Below are 19,608 nucleotides of genomic sequence, written 5' to 3' on the forward strand. Positions count from 1 at the left end.
GACCGTCGGCGTGCAGCTCAGTCGAGGGCGTCGCCGCGAGCCGCGGCCACGCGCACCACGGTCACGCTGCACTCGGCCTCGGCGGCGACCCGGGCCGAGACGCTGCCGAGGTGGCGCCTGAAGCTGCCGCTGCTGCGCGCGCCCATCACGATATGGTCGACCTGGTTCTTGCGCGCGTAGTCGATGATCGCCGTCGCCACGTCGGGTGCCTCGAGCACGTGGCAGGTCGCACGGCCCTCCGAACCTTCGCCGCCGGCGGCGGCGCGTGCCTGCTGCACCGGCCGGGCCCAGTGCTTGAGCTGCACCAGCAGGTTCACGTGCCGGCTGCCGCCGTCTTCGTCGAGCAGGTCGTCCATCCCGATGCGGTTCGTCTTCATCACCGTGACGCAGGCCAGCCGCGCACCGGGCTCGGTGTGCAGCAGCCGCTGCACGGCGGTGCGCACCGCGTCGAGCAGCCGCGGCTCGGCACCGGCGACGTCGATGGCGGCCATCACGATCGGGCTGCGCTCGGTCTGCGCGACGGCGCCGGCATCGGTGGCCGGCTCGGCGCCGATCGCGGCGAACCAGCGCCGGGCCCGTTGCAGCGCGCCATTGCGTGCCGTGCGCGTCGCCCGTTCGGTGAGCGCGACCTGGTCGGGGTGCTGCAGGTCGAACGCGAGCTGCGCCGCACTCTGGTGGCGGCGCTCCGGCTTGACCTCGAGACAGCGCAGGATCAGCTCCTGCAGCCACGGCGGGCAGTCGGGCCGCAGCGTGCGCGGCGGCACCGGATCGCGGTACAGGCGCTGGCGCAGGCCGCGAACGCTGCTCGGTGCGCCGAACGGCCGCATGCCGGTGGTCAGGTGGTAGAGCATCGCGCCGAGCGCGAAGAGGTCGCTGCGCGGGTCGTTGCGGACGAACTGGATCTGCTCGGGCGACATGTAGGGCCCGGTGCCCATCGGCAACTCGAATTCCTCTTCGAGCAGATCGGGCAGGTCGTCGTGGCGCGACAGGCCGAAGTCGATCAGCACCGCGTCGCCGAGCGCGCTGCCATCGGTGGGCGCGCGGAACATGATGTTGCTCGGCTTCACGTCGAGGTGGATCACGCGCTGGCGATGCAGCTCGTGCAAGGCCGTGGCGACCCGCGTGGCGATCAGCGCGATCTCGGCCAGCGGCAGCGGCGCGGCATCGAAGCGCGCTTTCAGCGAGTCGCCGGCGATGCGCTCCATCACGATGTAGGGCTGGCGCGTGAAGTCGCCGTGCGCGACGTAGCGCGGCACATGCGGGCCATTGAGCGCCGGCAGGATCATCTGCTCGACCTCGAAGCCGACGATCGTCGTCGGGTCGTCGCCGCCCATGATGCGCGGCACTTTCATGATCAGCGGCAGCGGCAGCGGCAGCGGGTCGGTCGAGTCGATCCGCGTGACGCGCCACAGCTGCGCCATCCCGCCCCGGTGCGTGCGCTCCTCGAGGCGGAAGCCGTCGATGACCTGGCCTGGCTCGAGCGGCGCGCTGCGGCTGGCGGGCTCGTCAGTGACCATCGATCAGGCGCGCGGCGAGCGACTCGGGCAAACCGGCGGCGCGCACCTTGGCGGCGGCGGTCTCGTGGTCGTAGGGCACGCGGTGAAAGGTCAGCGTGGCCGAATCGATCTCGAAGATGGCATAGCACGCGGCCGGATTGCCGTCGCGCGGCTGGCCGCACGAGCCGGGGATCGCGAGCCAGCGGCGCTGCGGCGACAGCGGGATCGGCACGCCCGGCACCGGCACGAAGCTGCCGGACTTGCCGGTGCCGGTCAGGTGGAAGAGCCGCGGCTCGTGCACATGGCCGCAGAACGTGAAGCGGCGCTTGCTCGCCTGCAGGCTGCGCACGGCCTCGGCCTGCCCGACGATGTACTCCCAGTCGGCGGGCGTGTGGGCATTCGCGTGCACGAAAAGCAGCTCGCCGTCGCTCAGCGACATCGGCAGCGCCGCGAGGAAGTCGAGCTGCTCCGGCGAGAGCCGCGAACGCGTCCATTCGACGACGAGCCGCGCGTCGGCGACCATGCTCGGCCGTGGGCCGCGCACGGCCGCCTCGTCGTGGTTGCCCTTGACCGCGATCGCGCCCCGGGCGATGTGGTCGCGCACGCGCTCGACGACCCAACCCGGGTCGGCGCCATAGCCGACGAAGTCGCCGAGAAACGCGAAGCGCTGCGCGCCCTGGCCGAGCGCATGCGCCAGCACCGCTTCGACGGCCTCGCGGTTGGCGTGCAGGTCGGCGATCAGCGCCAGCTTCATCGGCCTGCCTCTTGTCGCTCGGCCGCTCGGGCTCTCAGCCGATGCGCCCGAGCACCAAATACTCCATCAGTGCCTTCTGCGCATGCAGCCGGTTCTCGGCCTCGTCCCAGACGACCGACTGGGGGCCGTCGATCACCTCGGCGTCGACCTCCTCGCCGCGATGCGCCGGCAGGCAGTGCATGAAGAGGGCATCGGGCTGCGCCGCGGCCATCATGTCGGCATCGACGCACCAGTCGACGAAGGCCTTCATGCGAGCCTCGTTCTCGGCCTCGAAGCCCATGCTGGTCCAGACGTCGGTCGTGACCAGGTGGGCGCCGGCGCAGGCGTCCATCGGATGATTGAAGGTCTTCACGCAGGCGGGGTTCTTCACGCCGGCCAGCAAGGGATCGATCTCGTAGCCGCTTGGCGTGCTGACGTGCAGCGTGAAGCCGAGCAGGTCGGCGGCCTGCAGCCAGGTGTTGGCCATGTTGTTGCCGTCGCCGACCCACGCGACGACCTTGCCCTGGATGCTGCCGCGGTGCTCGATGAACGTGAAGATGTCGGCCAGGATCTGGCACGGGTGGTACTCGTTCGTCAGGCCGTTGATCACCGGCACGCGCGAGTTCGCCGCGAAGGCCTCGATCTTGGTCTGCTCGAAGGTGCGGATCATCACGATGTCGACCATCCGGCTGATCACGCGCGCGCTGTCCTCGACCGGCTCGGCGCGGCCGAGCTGGCTGTCGCCGGTCGTCAGGTTCACGACCGAGCCGCCGAGCTGGTACATCCCCGCCTCGAAGCTGACGCGGGTGCGCGTGCTCGCCTTCTCGAAGATCATCGCCAGCGTGCGGTCGACCAGCGGCGTGTATTTCTCGTAGTTCTTGAAGCGCTTCTTGATCGTCGCGGCGCGCTCGAACAGGTACGTGTACTCCTCGGCGCGGAAGTCCTTGAACTGCAGGTAGTGTTTGATCAGGCTCATGCCGGGCTTCATGTCGGCGTGGGTTTCGAAAGGGGTTCGGCGAGGAACGTCTTGATCAGCGGCGCGAGGATCGCGACGATCTGCGCGGCCTCGTCCGGGCTCAGGATCAGCGGCGGCACGAGGCGGATCACCTTGTCGGCGGTCACGCTGAGCATCAGCCCGGCGGCCGCGGCGCGGCCGAGGATATCGCCGCACGGGCGATCGAGTTCGATGCCGAGCATCAGGCCCTGGCCGCGGATCTCGGCGACGCCGGGAACGCCCGCGAGCTCGCGCTCGAGGCCGGCCTTCAGCGCCGCGCCGACGCTCGCCGCATTCGCGAGCAGGCCTTCTTCTTCCATGATGCGGATCGTCTCGACACCGGCGCGCATCGCGAGCGGGTTGCCGCCGAAGGTCGTGCCGTGGTTGCCGGGTCCGAACACGTCGGCCGCCTTCGGGCCGCAGACGATCGCGCCGACCGGCACGCCGGAGCCGAGGCCCTTCGCGAGCGGCATCACGTCGGGGCGGATGCCGGCCCACTGGTGTGCGAACCACTTGCCGGTGCGCCCCATGCCGCACTGCACTTCGTCGAGCATCAGCAGCCAGCCGTTCGCGTCGCAGATGCGGCGAACCTCCTGCAGGTACGCGATCGTCGCCGGCCGGATGCCGCCTTCGCCCTGGATCACTTCGAGGAACACCGCGACGACGTTCGGGTTCGTCGCGGCCACCTTCTCGATCGCTGCCGCGTCGTTCAGCGGGACGCGCACGAAGCCTTCGACCAGCGGGCCGAAACCGGCCTGCACCTTCGGGTTGCCGGTGGCCGACAGCGTCGCGATCGAGCGGCCGTGGAACGCGGCCTCGTAGACGACGATCTCCGGGCGTTCGATGCCCTTGTCATGGCCGTACTTGCGCGCGATCTTCAGCGCCGCTTCGTTCGCCTCCAGGCCGGTGCTGCAGAAGAACACATTCGTCAGGCCCGACAGCTCGCACAGCTTGGCGGCGAGCTTCTCCTGCAACGGCACGAGGTAGTAGTTCGAGCTGTGGATCAGCTTGCCGATCTGCTCCTGCAGCGCCGGCACCAGCTTCGGGTGCGCGTGCCCCAGGGTGTTGACGGCGATGCCGCCGAGCCCGTCGAGGTACTTCTTGCCGTCGGTGTCCCAGACCCAGCAGCCTCGGCCATGCGAGAGCGCCAGCGGCAGTCGGCCGTAGGTCTTCATCACGTGGGGTTCGGGGGCGGCGGGCAGCTTGTCCGGGGCATTCATCAAAGTGTCACTCCGAGGGGAGAAAAGAATGAGCGGGGCTGCGCGCCATCGAGAAACGGCCAGCACCCCGCTCGCGATGAATTCTAAATCCGGCCCGGAAAATGCCGATGAATACCAATGCAACCGAACCCCATCGGCACAGATCGTGCTGCACTGCAACACATTCGCGGCACAATGGTGCGTCTCGCGCGCCGGCCCCTGTGGCAAGAGCGCCCTGCGTGGCCACGCAGCCTCGTCCGAATCGACCCGATGACCATCCCCCTGCCGCGCGAATTCTTCATCCAGGGCATCACGCTCGAGGGCCAGCCGTTTCGCCCCAGCGACTGGGCCGAGCGGCTGGCGGGCGCGATGTCATGCTTTCGCCCCGAAGGCGTGCAGGGCGGGCTGGCGTCGTTCATCGGCTACTCGCCGCTGTGCGTGCCGCGCGTGATCAATGGCGTCAAGTGCGTGATCGTCAGCGAGGCGCTGCGCGATGTCGAGCCGATGGCCTGGGACTTCGTGATGAACTTCGCCCGCGACAACCACCTGCAGCTCAGCGAAGCCTGTCTCGTGCCCGAGCCGCCGGTCGTCAAGAGGATCGACTGACCCGTCGGGGCACCAATGCAAAAGGGCTCGCAGTGCGAGCCCTTCGTTCCCCACCCTCGAAGCAGATCAGGCTGCGGGAGCCGCCAGCGCCTTGACCTTGGCCGACAGGCGGCTCTTGTGGCGCGCGGCCTTGTTCTTGTGGAACAGGCCCTTGTCGGCGACCGAGTCGATCACGGCCTGGGCGGTCTTGAACAGATCGGCGGCCTTCGCCTTGTCGCCGGCGACGACGGCCTTCTGGACGTTCTTGATCACGGTGCGGAACTTCGAACGCAGCGCGGTGTTGGCGGCGTTGAGCTTCACGTCTTGCCGCACGCGCTTCAGGCCCGAAGCGATGCGAACGGTTTTCTTCTTGGCTTTGGACGAGGTGGCCATGGCTTAACTTCTCTTATTGAGGGTGGAGCAAAGACCGCGAGTATAGCAGTCGGCGGCACCTGCCTGCAAACCGCGGCGCGGCGCGTGAGCGGGTGCTACCTATAATCGGCCGGCTCCGTCTTTCCTCCGCGAGCGCCCAGCGCGCCCCGCACCACGCCAGTCATGAACCTGCTGCGGGCCGCATCCACCATTTCGCTGCTCACGCTGGTTTCGCGCATCTCCGGGCTGGCCCGCGACGTGGTCGTGGCCGGCGCGTTCGGCAACAGCGCCTGGATGGACGCCTACAACGTCGCGTTTCGCATCCCGAATTTCCTGCGCCGGCTGTTCGGCGAAGGCGCGTTCCAGCAAGCCTTCGTGCCGGTGCTTGGCGAGACCCGGGCACGCGACGGCGACGCCGTCACGCAGGCGTTGATCGATGCGGTCGCGACGATCCTGTTCTGGGTGCTGGTGCTGACCTGTGTCGTCGGCATCGTCGCCGCGCCGCTGATGGTCTGGCTGATGGCCTCCGGGCTGAAGCAGTACGACGACGCGGTCGTGATGACGCGGATCATGTTCCCGTACATCGGGCTGATCTCGCTGGTCTCGCTCGCGGCCGGCATCCTGAACACCTGGAAACGCTTCGTCGTGCCGGCCGCGACGCCGGTGCTGCTGAACCTCGCGTCGATCGGCGCGGCCTGGTGGCTGGGTCCGGTGTTCAAGCATTGGGGGATCGAGCCGATCTACGCGCAGGCGGTCGGCGTGATCGTCGGCGGCGTGCTGCAGTTGGCGGTGCAGGTGCCGGCGCTGCGCCGCCTCGGCGCGCTGCCGCGGATCGGTGTGGTGCCAGGCCGCATCCGCGCCGCCTGGGCGCACCCGGGCGTCGGCCGCGTGATGCGCCAGATGGCGCCGGCGCTGCTCGGCGTCTCGGTCGCGCAGATCTCGGTCGTGATCAACACGCAGATCGCGTCGCACCAGGGCGTCGGCGCGGTCTCGTCGCTCGACTGGGCCTCGCGCCTGATGGAGTTCCCGACCGGGCTGCTGGGCGTCGCGCTCGGCATCGTGCTGATCCCGCAACTCTCGGCCGCGAACGGGCGCAACGACGCGCAGGCCTATTCCGGCCTGCTCGACTGGGGGCTGCGGCTGGTGCTGCTGCTCGCGCTGCCCTGCGCGGTCGCGCTGCTGGTGTTCCCGAACGCGCTGCTGGCGGTGCTGTTCCAGCGCGGCGCGTTCGATGCGGCCGCGGTGCAGCAGACCGCCAGCGCGCTGATGGGCTACGGCGTCGGGTTGATGGGGCTGGTGGGCGTGAAGATCCTCGCGCCTGGCTACTACGCGCGGCAGGACACGCGCACGCCGGTGAAGATCGCGATCGCCGTGCTGGTGCTGACCCAGGTGATGAATGCGATCTTCGTGCCGTTCATCGGCCACGCCGGGCTGGCGCTGTCGGTCAGCCTGGGCGCGATGATCAACGCGTTCTGGCTGTTCAGCGGCCTGAAGCGCTCGGGCGCCTATGTGCCCGAGCCCGGCTGGCCCGGCTTCGCGCTGCGTGTGTTCGGGGCCAGCGCGCTGCTCGGCGGCCTGCTGGTGTGGGCCGAACGCCGGATCGACTGGGTCGGCCTGGTCGACCACCAGGTGCAGCGCATCGGCTGGCTCGCGCTGTGCCTGGCCGCGGCCGCGCTGCTGTACTTCGGCACGCTGCGAATGAGCGGTTTGAAACTTCAACAGTTCGTGCGCCGCGGCTAAACTTGGGGGCATGCCGGGTCCCTTGACATTCGAGACGCCGACTGCGCTCGAATACTTCGCCTCCCTCGTGGCCGACGACGCCAGCCTGTCGCTCGTCGAAGCTGCGGTGTCGATTGCGCAAGACGACTTTCCCCAGCTCGACACCCAGGCCGTGCTGGCCGAGATCGACGCGCTCGCGGTGCGGCTGAAGCGGCGCTTCCCGGCCGACGCGGTGCCGGTGCAGCGCCTGCGCTGGCTGAACCGCTTCTTCTTCCAGGAGCTCGGCTTCGCCGGCAACATCAACCATTACTACGACCCGGACAACAGCTACCTGCACCGGGTGCTGAGCACGCGGCGTGGGATCCCGATCACGCTGGCGATCCTGTACATCGAACTGGCATCGCAGATCGGCCTGACGGCGCGCGGGGTCTCGTTCCCCGGGCACTTCCTGATCAAGCTGCGGATGGCGACCGGCCAGCAGCAGGGCGAGGTCGTGATCGATCCTTTCACCGGCCAGTCGCTGTCGCGCGACGAGCTCGACGACCTGCTCGCGCCCTACAAGCGCCATCGCGGGCTGCAGGGCGAGTTCGACGTGCCGCTCGGGCTGTTCCTGCAGGCCGCGAGTGCGCGTGAGGTCGTCGCGCGCATGCTGCGAAACCTGAAAGAGATCCACCGCGGTGTGCACGACTGGCGCCGTCAGCTGCAGGTGCAGGAGCGCCTGGTCGTGCTGTTGCCGCAAGCCTGGGAGGAGCGGCGCGATCGTGGCCTCGTCCACGCCGAGCTCGGCGCGAATGCCGCCGCCGCCCGCGACCTGGCCGACTACCTCGAGCATGCGCTCGATGCGTCCGACCGGGTGGAGATCGCGCGGCGCCTGGCCGCGCTGCGCGGCGGCGGGCCGCTGCGGCTGCACTGAGGCTGCGGCGCGACGGCGCGCGGGCGACGCACAGGCCCGTAGAATTCCCGCACCCTTCACATGGTGAGCGCCACCGCGCCAGCCATCACCATGACACCCACCCCTGCGCAGCGCCAAACCCTCACCTGGATTGCCATCAGCCTTGCCGCCGCGCTGGTCGTGTGGCTGCTCGGGCCCGTGCTGACGCCGTTCATCGTCGGCGCGGTGCTCGCCTACGTGCTGCACCCGCTGGTCGAGCGGCTCGCGGTGCGGCGCGTGCCGCGCATCATCGCGGTGGCGCTGGTCGAGGTCGCCGCGATCGTCATCGTGCTCGCGGTGCTGCTGCTGATCGTGCCGATCCTGTCGAAGCAGCTGCCGCTGCTGCGCGAGCAGATCCCGCTGCTGGCGGATCGGCTGAATGCCGAGCTGGCGCCGTGGCTCGCGCGCTTCGGCATCGATGTGGCGCTCGACACCACGAGCATCAAGGCCTTCGTGCTGAAGTACCTCGACGCCAACGTCGAAGACTGGATCGCCGCCGCGCTGAGCTCGGCGCGCATCGGGGGCAGCATCCTGCTGGCGATCGTCGGCAACGTGTTCCTGGTGCCGATGGTGCTGTTCTACCTGCTGATGGACTGGAACCACCTGGTCGCGCGCGCCGCCGGCCTGATCCCGCCGCGCATGCGCCTGCGCGTCGACGGTTTCATCGAGGAGTGCGACAGCACCCTCGGCCAGTACCTGCGCGGCCAGCTGCTCGTGATGGTCGTGCTCGCGGTGTACTACAGCACCGGGCTGGCGCTGTTCGGCTTCGACCTGGCGGTGCCGGTCGGCGTGTTCACCGGGCTCGCAGTGTTCATCCCGTACGTGGGCTTCGGGCTCGGCCTGGTCCTCGCGCTGCTCTCGGGCGCGCTGCAGTTCGCCGGCTGGCACGGGCTGATCAGCGTCGCGGTGGTGTACGGCATCGGCCAGATGCTCGAGGGCTTCGTGCTGACGCCGCGCCTCGTCGGCGAGCGCATCGGCATGAGCGCGCTGACCGTGATCTTCGCGCTGCTCGCGTTCGGCCACCTGTTCGGCTTCGTCGGCGTGCTGATCGCGCTGCCGGTCAGCGCCGTGCTGGTCGTCGCGGTGCGCCGCCTGCGGGCGACCTACGTCGAGAGCGAGCTGTTCGGCGGATGAGGCAGATTCCGCTGGCGATCGGCATCGAGGCGCGGCGCAGCTTCGCGACCTTCGTCGCTGGCGCGAACGCGCCGGCGGTTCAGCACCTGCAGGCGCTCGACGCGCAGGCTGCTCCCGTCTACCTGTGGGGCGACAGCGGCGTCGGCAAGACGCATCTGCTCGAAGCGCTCGTGCACCGCTTCGACACGCAGGGCCTGCGCGCCGGCTGGTTCAGCGCCGCCGACCCCGCGCCATGGCCGTTCGAGGACGCCTGGGCGCTTGTCGTGATCGACGCTTGCGAGCTGCTCGACCCGGCGCAGCAGCACGCCGCATTCGCGCTCTTCGTCGAGGCCGCGACGCGCGGTGTGCCGGTCGCCGCAGCCGGGCGCGTGCCGCCGGTCGATCTGCCGCTGCGCGAGGACCTGCGCACGCGCCTCGGCTGGGGCCACGTTTTCGCGCTCCGGCCGCTCGCCGAGCCCGAGGTGCGTGCGACGCTGCGCCGCGTCGCCGACCAGCGCGGCATCTTTCTCTCCGACGACGTGATGGACTATCTGCTGACGCGCTTCGCGCGCGACCTGAAGCACCTGATCGCGCAGCTCGATCGGCTCGACACGTTCTCGCTCGCGACCAAGCGCCAGATCACGGTGCCGCTGCTCAAGCAGATGCTGGCCGAAGAGAGTGGACCATGACCGAAGCGCTCCCCAACCTCTGCCTGTTCGACCTCGACGACACCTTGCTGCCGCTCGACTCCGACCACGCCTGGGGCGAGTTCATCGTGCGCTCGGGCTGGGTCGAGGCGGCCGAATTCGCGCGCCGCAACGACGCGTTCTACGCGCAGTACAAGGCGGGTCTGCTCGACATCCACGAGTACATCGCGTTCGCGACCGAGCCGCTGCGTGCGCGGACGCCCGTCGAGGCCGAGGCCGCGCACCGCCGGTTCATGGCCGAAGTGATCGCGCCGCAGCTGCGTCCGGTGGCGCTCGACCTCGTGCGCGCGCACCAGGCGCGCGGCGACCTGGTCGCGCTCGTCACCGCGACCAACGACTTCATCACCGCGCCGATCGCCAGCGCCTTCGGCATTGCCGATTTGCTGGCCGTGCGGCTCGAGCACGGCGCCGGGGGTACCATCACGGGCCGCATTGCCGGCACGCCGAGCTACCGCGAGGGCAAGGTGACCCGGGTCCAGGAGTGGCTGGGCGAACGCGGCAAGACCTGGGGCCACTTCGGGCGCATCAGCGTCTACAGCGACTCGGTCAACGACCTGCCGTTGCTGGAGCGCGCCACGGATCCGGTCGCGACGAACCCGACGCCCGCGCTGCGGCGCATCGCCGAGGCGCGCGGCTGGCGCATCCTGAACCTGTTCGACTGATCGAGAACGAAACAAGACTCGCAATGATCAAGAAATTCATCGACAAGCTGCTCGGCAAGGGGCCCAAGGCCGATGCCGCGAAGAATCGCGGGGCTGCGCCTTCTGCCAAGCGCGTCGAGGTGCCGAAGAGCGAGCACCACATCGACCCGTCGCTGGTCGACGAGCGCGCGGTCAGGGTCGTCAGCACGCTGGCCGATGCCGGCTTCGAGGCCTACATCGTCGGCGGCGCGGTGCGCGACCTGCTGGTCGGCATGCGGCCGAAGGATTTCGACGTCGCGACGAACGCCACCCCCGAGCAGGTCAAGGCGCTGTTCCGACGCGCCTTCATCATCGGCCGGCGCTTTCGCATCGTCCACGTGGTGTTCGGGCGCGGCCGGCAGGAGCGCGGCCTGTCCGAGGTGATCGAGGTCTCGACCTTCCGCGCGATGGTCGATGCGGCGGCTGCCGAGCAGGTGAGCGGCAACGAGTTGACCTCGCGCAGCGATCTGGCCGGCCGACTTGCAAAAAACAGCCACGTGGTCGATGCCGAAGGCCGGGTGCTGCGCGACAACGTCTGGGGCCCGCAGATCGAAGACGCCGCACGGCGCGACTTCACGATCAACGCGATGTACTACGACCCGGTGCGCGAGATCGTCGTCGACTACCACGGCGGCATCAAGGACGTGAAGAAGAAGCTGCTGCGCATGATCGGCGACCCGGCCGCGCGCTATCGCGAGGACCCGGTGCGCATCATCCGCGTCGTGCGTTTCGCGGCCAAGCTCGGCTTCGAGATCGAGGCCAAGACGCGCGCTCCGATCAAGGAGATGGCCGGGCTGCTCGACAACGTCCCGGCCTCGCGCACCTTCGACGAGATGATCAAGCTGCTGCAGACCGGCCACGCGCTGGCCAGCATCGAGGAGCTTCGCAAGCAGGGCCTGCACCGCGGCGTGTTCCCGGTGCTCGATGTCGCACTCGACGAGGCGCATCGGCACGACGGCCGCGAGAAGTTCGTGCAGCTGGCGCTCGCCGACACCGACCGGCGCGTCAACGAGGGCAAGCCGGTCGCGCCGAGCTTCATGCTCGCGTGCATGCTGTGGCACGACGTGCTCGATGGCTGGCAGAAGCTCAAGGCGAAGGGCGAGGCGCCGTTCCCGGCGCTGCAGCAGGCCGTCGACACGGTGTTCGACGCGCGCATCGGCGACATCTCGGGCCGCGGCAAGCTCGGCGCCGACATGCGCGAGATCTGGCTGATGCAGACCCGTTTCGAGCGCCGCCAGGGCAACAGCGTCGCGACGCTGATCGAGCAGCCGCGCTTTCGTGCCGGCTTCGATTTCCTGCGCCTGCGTGGCGATGCCGGTGAGATCGACGCCGAGCTCGCGAACTGGTGGGAAGACTTTTCGCTCGCCGATGAAGCCGGGCGGCGCGCGCTGCTCGATGCTGCGCGCGCCCAGGGCGCGCCGCGGCGCGTGCGCACGAGCACGCCGCGGGCACCCGCGAGTGAAGCGACGCCCCGTGCGCCTGCGAGCGAAGCGGCCGGCGCACCGTCATCGGCCGACGACGACGGGGGTGCCCCCGGCGAGGCGACCGACGCGCCGAAGAAGCGCCGGCGCCGGCGCCGCAAGCCAGCGGCCACCGACGGCGGCGAATCGGTCGCGGCGTTCGAGACCGGCACGCCGAACCCGTCGCACGACATCTGAGCCTGGAGCCGAGCCGTGGGCGAGCCTGAATCTGCCGGCTTGAACGGGCCGGCGCTCGAGCGGCTGACGGCCGCGCTGAACGCATGGATCGCGGCCGGCCGCGTCCCCGGTGCGGTCGTGATGATCGAGCGCCACGGCGCGTGCGGCCTGTTCGAGGCACTCGGCCAGCAGGACCCGGCGCGCGGTATCGCGATGGGCCGCGATTCGATCTTCCGCATCTACTCGATGACGAAGCCGATCGTGTCGGTCGCGTTGATGCAGCTGGCCGAGCGGGGTGCGGTGCTGCTGCGCGACCCGGTCGCGCGCTACCTGCCCGAGTTCGCGGGCGCGAAGGTCGGCATCGACGGCGCGGCGCCGAAGCGCGCAATGACGGTCCACGATCTGTTGCGCCACACCGCGGGCCTGACCTACGAGTTTCACGAACCGTCGCCGGTGCGCCGGCTGTACGCGCAGGCGAACCTGTACTCGCGCGCACAGACGAGCGTCGAGCACGTGCGGCGTCTCGCGAGCCTGCCGCTCGCGCACGAGCCGGGAGAGGTCTGGGACTACAGCCGCGCCACCGACGTGCTTGGCCGCGTGATCGAAGTGATCGCCGATGCGCCGCTCGGCGATCACCTGAGGGCTGCGGTCTTCGATCCGCTGGGCATGGTCGACACCGGCTTCGCGGTGCCGGCCGAGCAACAGCATCGCATCGCCGAACCGTTCGCGAAGCCGCCCGAAGGCGTGCCGCTGGTGCCGGTCTTCGATGCGCGCGTGCCGGCCCCGCTGCAAGGTGGCGGCGGGGGGCTGCTGTCGACCGCCGCCGACTACGCGCGTTTCGTGCGCATGCTGCTGAACGGCGGGCGGCTCGAAGGCGTGCGCCTGCTGGGCCGCAAGACGGTCGAGTTCATGACCGCCGACCACCTCGGGCCGATCGCGCGCGCCAACGATCTGCTGCCGCCGGGCCACGGCTTCGGGCTCGGCTTCGCGGTCAAGACCGCGCTCGGCGAGCACACCGAGCCGGGATCGATCGGCAGCTACGGCTGGAGCGGTGCGGCCGGCACGGCCTTCTTCGTCGATCCGCCGGAGGCGATGTTCGCGATCGTCCTGACGCAGACACCTGGGCTGCTCGACGACGTGCGCGAGTTGTTCCGCCAGGCGGTGTATGCCGCGCTCGACTGAGCGGCCCGCGACCGCGGCGTTCATCGCGCTCGGCGCGAACCTGGGCGACGCGCGCGCCACGCTCGATGCCGCTTTCGTCGCGCTCGCCACGCTGCCCGAGACGCAGCTGCGCGCGGCCTCGTCGATCTACCGCAGCGCGCCGATCGACTCGAGCGGGCCGGACTATCTGAACGCCGTCGTGCTGATCGACACCGGCCTCGCGCCGCAAACGCTGCTCGCCGAGCTGCAGCGCATCGAGCGCGTGCACGGCCGCGAGCGCCCGTACCGCAACGCACCGCGCACGCTGGACCTCGACCTGCTGCTGTACGGCGACCAGCGCATCGCGACGCCCGCGCTGACCGTGCCGCACCCGCGCGCGCACGAACGCGCCTTCGTGCTCGCGCCGCTGGCCGAGATCGCGCCGCAGCAGGTCATTCCCGGTCTCGGGCCGATCGCCGGCCTGCTGCCGCGGGTGGCCGACCAGCGGATCGATAAACTGCCTCGATGAATGTCATTCCCGCCTCGCTGAAGATGGTGCTGCTGCTGGCCGCGTCGAACGTCTTCATGACCTTCGCGTGGTACGGCCACCTGAAGAGCCTTGCCGACCGGCCCTGGTACTGGGCCGCGATCGTCAGCTGGGGCATTGCGCTGTTCGAGTACCTGCTGCAGGTGCCGGGCAACCGCATCGGCTTCGCCGGCGGCATGAGCCTGTCGCAGCTGAAGATCACGCAGGAGGTGGTCACGCTCGCGGTCTTCATGCCGTTCGCGTGTCTCTACATGGACCAGCCGTTCAAGCTCGACTTCGTCTGGGCCGGCTTGTGCATGGTGGGCGCGGTGTACTTCATCTTCCGCAGCTGATGTCGAACCCCTCCGCGCTGCAGCGCTTTCGGCACATCGCGATCGAGGGTCCGATCGGGGTCGGCAAGAGCACGCTGGCGCGCCGGCTCGCGGCGCACCTCGGTGCCGAGCTGCTGCTCGAGCAGCCGCACGAGAACCCGTTCCTCGACCGCTTCTACGAAGACATGCCGGGCTACGCGTTCCAGACCCAGCTCGCGTTCCTGTTCCAGCGCGTCAAGCAGATGCAGGCCGCGGTGCAGCCGGGGATGTTCACCAGTGCCGTGATCAGCGATTTCCTGTTCGAGAAGGACGCGATCTTCGCGCGCCTGAACCTCAGCGACGACGAGTTCCGGCTGTACACGCAGATGTACGAGCAGGTCGCGCCGCAGGTGCGCGAGCCCGACCTCGTGATCTGGCTGCAGGCCTCGCCGCCGACGCTGCTGCGGCGCATCCAGCGGCGTGCGATCCCGATGGAGCAGGGCATCGCGTCCGAGTACCTGCAGCGCCTGTGCGATGCCTACGTCGAGTACTTTCATGCCTATGACGGCGCGCCGGTGTTCGCGCTCGGCACCGAGCATTTCGACCCGGTCGATCGCGACGCCGATTTCGCGGTGCTGCTCGAACGGTTGGCCGCCTTTCGCGGCCGACGCGAGTTCTTCAACTCGCACGTCGAGATTCCGTTCGGGTAGGGCCTGTTAGCGCGATGCACCCGGCAAGTACACTCCCGCCGAGTCAATTTGATGACGGTTTCGTGACTTTCGCGGAGCCCAGGGAGAGAACACCACATGCTGTTCGGCAAGCTGCTTCCGCGCGAAGGCAATTTTTTCGAGCTGTTCAACCAGCACGGTGACTTCATCGTTGCCGGTGCGCGCTCGTTCATCCTGTTGATCCAGAACTACGCCGATCCGACGCTGCGCGAGAAGTACGCGAGCGAGGTCGGCACCGCCGAGCGCCAGGCCGACCGGATCACCGCCGAGGTGAACCGGCTGCTGCACAAGACCTTCATCACGCCGATCGACCGCGAGCAGATCCACGGCCTGATCAACGCGATGGACGACATCCTCGATCTGCTGCAGGACGCGTCGGAAACCATGTCGCTGTACGACGTGCGCGCGATGACCGAAGACATCCTGCGCCTGGGCGACATCAGCGCGAAGTGCTGCGAGCGCGTGCAGCATGCGGTCGCGCTGCTGCCGAAGATCAGCCAGGCCGAGGCGGCCGAGGCCGCTATCAAGACCTGCGAAGAGATCGACAAGCTCGAGTCCGACGCCGACCGCGTGATGCGCTCGGCGATGTCGAAGCTGTTCCGCGAAGAGAAGGACGTGCGCGAGCTGATCAAGCTGAAGGCGATCTACGAACTGCTGGAGTCGATCTCGGACCGTTGCGAGGACGTGGCGAATCTCATCGAAGGCGTGGTTCTCGAGAATTCCTGACCGATGACCTCTGTCCAGACCGCCTTCTGGGTCGTCGCGCTGCTCGTGATCCTCGCGGTCGCGTTCGACTTCATGAACGGCTTCCACGACGCGGCCAATGCGATCGCCACCGTCGTCTCGACCGGCGTGCTGAAACCGCAGCAGGCGATCGTGTTCGCGGCGTTCTTCAACGTCGTCGCGATCGCGATCTTTCACCTGAACGTCGCCGCGACGATCGGCAAAGGCATCGTGCTGCCCGGTGTCGTCGATCACCACGTCGTGTTCGGGGCGCTGATCGGCGCGATCTTCTGGAACGTCGTCACGTGGTGGTACGGCATTCCGTCGAGCTCGTCGCATGCGCTGATCGGCGGCATCGTCGGCGCGGTGATCGCGAAATCGGGCGCCGGCTCGCTGATCGCCGGCGGCATCGGCAAGACGGTGCTGTTCATCTTCCTGTCGCCGTTGCTGGGCTTCCTGTTCGGCTCGCTGCTGATGGTGGCGGTCGCGAATCTGTGCCGGCGCACGTCGCCGCTGCGGGTCGACAACCTGTTTCGCCGGTTGCAGCTGATCTCGGCCGGGCTGTACAGCCTCGGCCACGGCGGCAACGACGCGCAGAAGACGATCGGCATCATCTGGATGCTGCTGATCGCGAGCGGCTACGCGAGCGGCGCCGACAAGCTCCCGCCGACCTGGGTGATCTGGGCCTGCTACCTGGCGATCGGCGCCGGCACGATGTTCGGCGGCTGGCGCATCGTCAAGACGATGGGGCAGAAGATCACGAAGCTGAAACCGGTCGGCGGGTTCTGTGCCGAGGCGGGCGGGGCGGCGACACTGTTCCTCGCGACCGCGTGGGGCGTGCCCGTCTCGACGACGCACACGATCACCGGCGCGATCGTCGGCGTCGGCTCGGTGCAGCGTGCCGCCGCGGTGCGCTGGGGCATTGCCGGCAACATCGTCTGGGCCTGGATCTTCACGATCCCGGCCTCGGCCTTCGTCGCCGGTGTCTTCTACTGGATTGGTCTGGCGCTGCTGCCCTGAGCCTGCGCGGCTCTCGCCTCGGCTTCGTGTTCGAAGTAGCGCTGGGCGCTGAACGCCAAGGTCGCCATCAGGATCCCGCCGCCGACGATCAGCGCGGAGGCGACGCCGATCACGGTGGCCCAGTTCATCCGGTGCTGCGGCCCGTCCGGGTTGAAGCGGGCGTTCCACGTCTCGTCGGGCGTCAGGCCGTAGACGATCGCGCTGAGCATCGCGATCGACAGCATCACGCCGAGAAAAGGGATCAGCACCCAGGCGAGGTGGTCATCGGCGCCGAGGTGGCGCATGCGCTGCACGCCGTACAACCCGATCAGGCTCGGCCAGACGAACAGCCAGCCCCAGAGGTCGCGAAAGCCGTGCAGGTAGAAGCGGTGCAGCCCGACGCCGCCGCCGACCAGCGCGAGCCAGGTCGCCAGCGTCTTCGACTTGTAGCCCGGCGAACGCGCGACGGCGAGATCGGTCATGCGAGGTCGACTCCGCCGGTCGTGTCGCCCGGGCCGAGCGCCTTCTGCATGACGACGACGTCGATCCAGCGGTCGAATTTCCAGCCCACCGACTTCATCACGCCGACGTGCTCGAAGCCGAGCGTTCGGTGCACGCCGAGCGAGCCGAGGTTTTTCGAGTCGCCGATCACCGCGAGCATCTGCCGCGCGCCGAGCGCTTCGCAGCGCGCCATCAGTTCGGCCAGCAGCAGCCGGCCCAGACCCTGGCCCCTGGCGCCGTCTGCGAGGTAGACCGAGTCCTCCAGGCAGAAGCGATAGGCCTTGCGCGGCCGAAAGTGGTTCGCGTACGCGTAGCCGAGCACCTGGCCGTCGCGCTCGGCCACGAGCCAGGGGAGGCCCTTGCCGAGAACGTCGTCGCGCCGCCCCGCCATCTCGGGCTCGTCGGGCGGGTCCAGCTCGAAAGTGCCGGTGCCGTTGAGCACGTTCCAGCCGTAGATCGCGGTGATGGCGGGCAGGTCGGCGGGCGTGCTCGGGCGGATCAACAAATCGGGGATGCTCATCGGGTTCCTTCTGGGCGGAATGCTGAGTTTATAATGCGCGGTTTCGTTGGTGGTCGGCCGAGTGGCCGGCGTATCTACATCGACGAATCACCGAGATATCCGCAAAGATAGCTCCCGATCTGCCTGCCCTGCGTGCTCCGTTGGAGCGCGGTGTCCTCGGCGCGGTGGATGCTTCGAACCTATTCAGGAACAGTCATGGTCGTGATCCGTCTTTCTCGTGGTGGTGCCAAGAAGCGCCCGTTCTTCAACATCGTCGTCGCCGATTCGCGCACCCGCCGCGACGGCCGCTTCATCGAGCGCGTGGGTTTCTACAACCCGGTCGCCGCCGGTGGCGAGCAGCCGCTGCGCGTCGCGTTCGATCGCATCGAACACTGGACCAGCACCGGCGCGCAGATGTCGCCGACGGTGCAACGTCTGGTCGCGCAGGCCAAGGCCACGGCCTGAGGCACTGCCGCCGCCGGGTGACGCGGGCCGCGGATCTGCTGCCGTGACGGCCGCCTCGCGACCCGCAGGCGCCGATGCCGCCTGGCCCGCCGACGCGATCGAGGTCGGTCGCATCGTCGATGCCTGGGGCCTGAAGGGCTGGATCAAGGTCCAGCCGTTCGCCGCCGACCCGCAGGCGCTGTTTTCATCGCGGCGCTGGTTCCTGCTGCCGTCCGAGAAGGCCGGGCCGCTGCGCCCCGCGACCGCCGCCGCGGCGATGCCGTCGTTGCTGAAGGTCACGCAGGTCAAGGAGCATGGCGACGTCGTCGTCGCGCTCGCCCAGGAAGTCCCTGACCGCAGCGCCGCCGAGGCGCTGCGCGGCGCGCGCGTCTTCATCGGCCGCGCCAGCTTCCCGACGCCCGACCCGGACGAGTTCTACTGGGTCGACCTGATCGGCCTCGCGGTCGTGAACCGTGCCGGCGAGGCACTCGGCACGGTGGCGGGATTGATCGACACCGGCCCGCACAGCGTGCTGCGCGTGGCGCCCGCGGTCGCGCCCGCCGGCGTCAGCGCGCAGGAGGCCGAGCGGCTGATTCCGTTCGTCGGTGCCTACATCGACGAGGTCAGCCTCGAGCAACGCCTGATCACGGTCGACTGGGGCCTGGACTACTGAACCGGGCCGTCCACATGCGCTTCGACGTCATCACGCTGTTCCCCGAACTGTTCGCGCCGCACCTGACCCAGGGCATCACGCGGCGCGCGTTCGAATCCGGCCATGTCGATGTCACGCTGTGGCCGCTGCGCGACTTCGCCGACAACGCCTACCGCCGCGTCGACGACCGCCCGTACGGCGGTGGGCCCGGCATGGTGATGCTGGTCGAGCCGCTCGAACGGGCGCTCGAAGCGGTGCGGGTCGCGCGTGCCGAGGCGGCTCCGGCGCCGCTCGTGCATTTCACCCCGACGGGCCGGCGCATCGACCAGGCCGTCGTGCAGGAACTCGCGACCTCGCCCGGTGCGGTGCTGCTGTGCGGGCGTTACGAGGGCGTCGACCAGCGCTTCGTCGACCGCCATGTCGATGTCGAGCTGAGCCTGGGCGACTTCGTGCTCTCCGGTGGCGAACTGCCCGCACTGGCGCTGCTCGACGCCGTCGCGCGGCTGCAGGACGGCGTGCTCGGCGATGCGCAGTCGCATCAGCAGGACAGCTTCTCGGACGGCCTGCTCGATTGCCCGCACTACAGCCGCCCGGAGGTCTGGACCTCGGGCAGCGACGAGCAGGCCGTGCCGGCGGTGCTGCTGTCGGGCCACCACAAGGACATCGCGCGCTGGCGCCGCGAACAGTCGCTGGCACTGACCGCGCGGCGGCGGCCGGACCTGCTCGCCGCGGCGCGCGCCGCGGGGCGCCTGACGGCGGTGGACGAGAAGTATCTGGCCGGCCTTGTGCCATAATCGTAGGCTTTTCGATCCTCTGCCCCGCAGGTGCGCCGGCCGATATCACAGTGGTGACTTAAGTCAAGCGACAAGTCGAGACTGCGACAACGGCCAACGCGCCACCCAACTCCATCAACCGCGTT

23 protein-coding genes are annotated in these 19,608 nt (G+C 69.1%); 16 read left to right on the forward strand and 7 right to left on the reverse strand.

Annotated elements, in window-relative coordinates:
* Positions 1–17 precede the first annotated feature (17 nt).
* Genes AC1DTW_RS09490 through AC1DTW_RS09505 form a run of 4 tightly spaced genes read right to left on the reverse strand, consistent with a single transcriptional unit; the run spans position 18 to position 4,443 of the window.
* Positions 18–1,517: a serine/threonine protein kinase gene (locus tag AC1DTW_RS09490; RefSeq protein WP_477980807.1), complete on the reverse strand. Its 1,500-nt coding sequence runs from the start codon at positions 1,515–1,517 to the stop codon at positions 18–20.
* On the reverse strand, positions 1,507–2,250 hold the full coding sequence (locus AC1DTW_RS09495) for a metallophosphoesterase family protein (RefSeq protein ID WP_477980808.1): 744 nt from the start codon (positions 2,248–2,250) through the stop codon (positions 1,507–1,509). Before AC1DTW_RS09495 ends, AC1DTW_RS09490 begins: the two co-directional genes overlap by 11 nt.
* 34 nt (positions 2,251–2,284) lie before the next feature.
* The gene (gene argF / locus AC1DTW_RS09500; protein WP_477980810.1) at positions 2,285–3,217 is read right to left on the reverse strand and encodes an ornithine carbamoyltransferase; all 933 of its coding nucleotides are present in this window, start codon (positions 3,215–3,217) and stop codon (positions 2,285–2,287) included.
* Positions 3,214–4,443, reverse strand: a complete 1,230-nt coding sequence (locus tag AC1DTW_RS09505) for an aspartate aminotransferase family protein (protein ID WP_477980811.1) — start codon at positions 4,441–4,443, stop codon at positions 3,214–3,216. The genes argF and AC1DTW_RS09505 overlap by 4 nt, the downstream gene beginning before the upstream one ends.
* Positions 4,444–4,692: 249 nt before the next feature.
* Between AC1DTW_RS09505 and AC1DTW_RS09510 the strand changes: the two genes are divergently transcribed.
* Complete coding sequence (locus AC1DTW_RS09510) at positions 4,693–5,028, forward strand: DUF3579 domain-containing protein (protein ID WP_477980813.1); 336 nt, start codon at positions 4,693–4,695, stop codon at positions 5,026–5,028.
* A gap of 66 nt (positions 5,029–5,094) precedes the next feature.
* On the opposite strand, the gene rpsT is transcribed toward AC1DTW_RS09510, so the two are convergent.
* The gene (gene rpsT / locus AC1DTW_RS09515) at positions 5,095–5,400 is read right to left on the reverse strand and encodes a 30S ribosomal protein S20 (RefSeq protein ID WP_477980814.1); all 306 of its coding nucleotides are present in this window, start codon (positions 5,398–5,400) and stop codon (positions 5,095–5,097) included.
* 162 nt (positions 5,401–5,562) lie between these two features.
* Between rpsT and murJ the strand changes: the two genes are divergently transcribed.
* The 12 genes from murJ (at position 5,563) to AC1DTW_RS09575 (ending at position 16,614) form a co-directional block, all read left to right on the forward strand.
* On the forward strand, positions 5,563–7,119 hold the full coding sequence (murJ, locus tag AC1DTW_RS09520; protein ID WP_477980815.1) for a murein biosynthesis integral membrane protein MurJ: 1,557 nt from the start codon (positions 5,563–5,565) through the stop codon (positions 7,117–7,119).
* A gap of 10 nt (positions 7,120–7,129) precedes the next feature.
* Positions 7,130–8,011 (forward strand): SirB1 family protein, encoded by an 882-nt coding sequence (locus AC1DTW_RS09525; protein ID WP_477980816.1) that lies wholly within the window; start codon positions 7,130–7,132, stop codon positions 8,009–8,011.
* A 90-nt stretch (positions 8,012–8,101) separates the two neighbouring features.
* Complete coding sequence (locus tag AC1DTW_RS09530; protein WP_477980817.1) at positions 8,102–9,163, forward strand: AI-2E family transporter; 1,062 nt, start codon at positions 8,102–8,104, stop codon at positions 9,161–9,163.
* The gene (hda, locus tag AC1DTW_RS09535; protein WP_477980818.1) at positions 9,160–9,831 is read left to right on the forward strand and encodes a DnaA regulatory inactivator Hda; all 672 of its coding nucleotides are present in this window, start codon (positions 9,160–9,162) and stop codon (positions 9,829–9,831) included. The genes AC1DTW_RS09530 and hda overlap by 4 nt, the downstream gene beginning before the upstream one ends.
* Complete coding sequence (locus AC1DTW_RS09540; protein ID WP_477980819.1) at positions 9,828–10,511, forward strand: HAD family hydrolase; 684 nt, start codon at positions 9,828–9,830, stop codon at positions 10,509–10,511. The genes hda and AC1DTW_RS09540 overlap by 4 nt, the downstream gene beginning before the upstream one ends.
* A gap of 23 nt (positions 10,512–10,534) precedes the next feature.
* On the forward strand, positions 10,535–12,187 hold the full coding sequence (pcnB, locus tag AC1DTW_RS09545; RefSeq protein ID WP_477980820.1) for a polynucleotide adenylyltransferase PcnB: 1,653 nt from the start codon (positions 10,535–10,537) through the stop codon (positions 12,185–12,187).
* A gap of 15 nt (positions 12,188–12,202) precedes the next feature.
* Entirely contained in the window at positions 12,203–13,348 is a 1,146-nt protein-coding gene (locus AC1DTW_RS09550) for a serine hydrolase domain-containing protein (RefSeq protein ID WP_477980821.1), read from the forward strand.
* Positions 13,332–13,835, forward strand: coding sequence for a 2-amino-4-hydroxy-6-hydroxymethyldihydropteridine diphosphokinase (gene folK, locus AC1DTW_RS09555; RefSeq protein WP_477980822.1), 504 nt, complete (start codon positions 13,332–13,334; stop codon positions 13,833–13,835). Before AC1DTW_RS09550 ends, folK begins: the two co-directional genes overlap by 17 nt.
* Positions 13,832–14,185 carry a DMT family protein gene (locus AC1DTW_RS09560; protein WP_477980823.1) on the forward strand — a complete coding sequence of 118 codons (354 nt, stop codon included), beginning with the start codon at positions 13,832–13,834 and terminating at the stop codon, positions 14,183–14,185. The genes folK and AC1DTW_RS09560 overlap by 4 nt, the downstream gene beginning before the upstream one ends.
* Positions 14,185–14,853 (forward strand): deoxynucleoside kinase, encoded by a 669-nt coding sequence (locus AC1DTW_RS09565; protein WP_477980824.1) that lies wholly within the window; start codon positions 14,185–14,187, stop codon positions 14,851–14,853. Before AC1DTW_RS09560 ends, AC1DTW_RS09565 begins: the two co-directional genes overlap by 1 nt.
* Positions 14,854–14,949: 96 nt before the next feature.
* A complete protein-coding gene (locus tag AC1DTW_RS09570; protein WP_477980825.1) occupies positions 14,950–15,597 on the forward strand; it encodes a DUF47 domain-containing protein in 648 nt (215 codons plus the stop codon).
* 3 nt (positions 15,598–15,600) lie between these two features.
* Positions 15,601–16,614: an inorganic phosphate transporter gene (locus AC1DTW_RS09575; RefSeq protein ID WP_477980826.1), complete on the forward strand. Its 1,014-nt coding sequence runs from the start codon at positions 15,601–15,603 to the stop codon at positions 16,612–16,614.
* Here AC1DTW_RS09575 and AC1DTW_RS09580 read toward each other — a convergent pair.
* On the reverse strand, positions 16,584–17,075 hold the full coding sequence (locus AC1DTW_RS09580) for a TM2 domain-containing protein (RefSeq protein WP_477980827.1): 492 nt from the start codon (positions 17,073–17,075) through the stop codon (positions 16,584–16,586). The two genes, AC1DTW_RS09575 and AC1DTW_RS09580, sit on opposite strands and share 31 nt — an antisense overlap.
* The gene (locus AC1DTW_RS09585) at positions 17,072–17,614 is read right to left on the reverse strand and encodes a GNAT family N-acetyltransferase (RefSeq protein ID WP_477980828.1); all 543 of its coding nucleotides are present in this window, start codon (positions 17,612–17,614) and stop codon (positions 17,072–17,074) included. The genes AC1DTW_RS09580 and AC1DTW_RS09585 overlap by 4 nt, the downstream gene beginning before the upstream one ends.
* A 195-nt stretch (positions 17,615–17,809) precedes the next feature.
* On the opposite strand from AC1DTW_RS09585, the gene rpsP reads away from it, so the two are divergent.
* Genes rpsP through trmD form a run of 3 tightly spaced genes read left to right on the forward strand, consistent with a single transcriptional unit; the run spans position 17,810 to position 19,483 of the window.
* A complete protein-coding gene (gene rpsP, locus AC1DTW_RS09590; protein WP_477980829.1) occupies positions 17,810–18,058 on the forward strand; it encodes a 30S ribosomal protein S16 in 249 nt (82 codons plus the stop codon).
* Between the two features lie 43 nt (positions 18,059–18,101).
* Positions 18,102–18,710 carry a ribosome maturation factor RimM gene (gene rimM, locus AC1DTW_RS09595; protein ID WP_477980830.1) on the forward strand — a complete coding sequence of 203 codons (609 nt, stop codon included), beginning with the start codon at positions 18,102–18,104 and terminating at the stop codon, positions 18,708–18,710.
* A 14-nt stretch (positions 18,711–18,724) separates the two neighbouring features.
* The gene (trmD, locus tag AC1DTW_RS09600; RefSeq protein ID WP_477980832.1) at positions 18,725–19,483 is read left to right on the forward strand and encodes a tRNA (guanosine(37)-N1)-methyltransferase TrmD; all 759 of its coding nucleotides are present in this window, start codon (positions 18,725–18,727) and stop codon (positions 19,481–19,483) included.
* Positions 19,484–19,608 lie beyond the last annotated feature (125 nt).

The sequence above is a fragment of the Rhizobacter sp. P5_A1 genome, assembly GCF_056400745.1.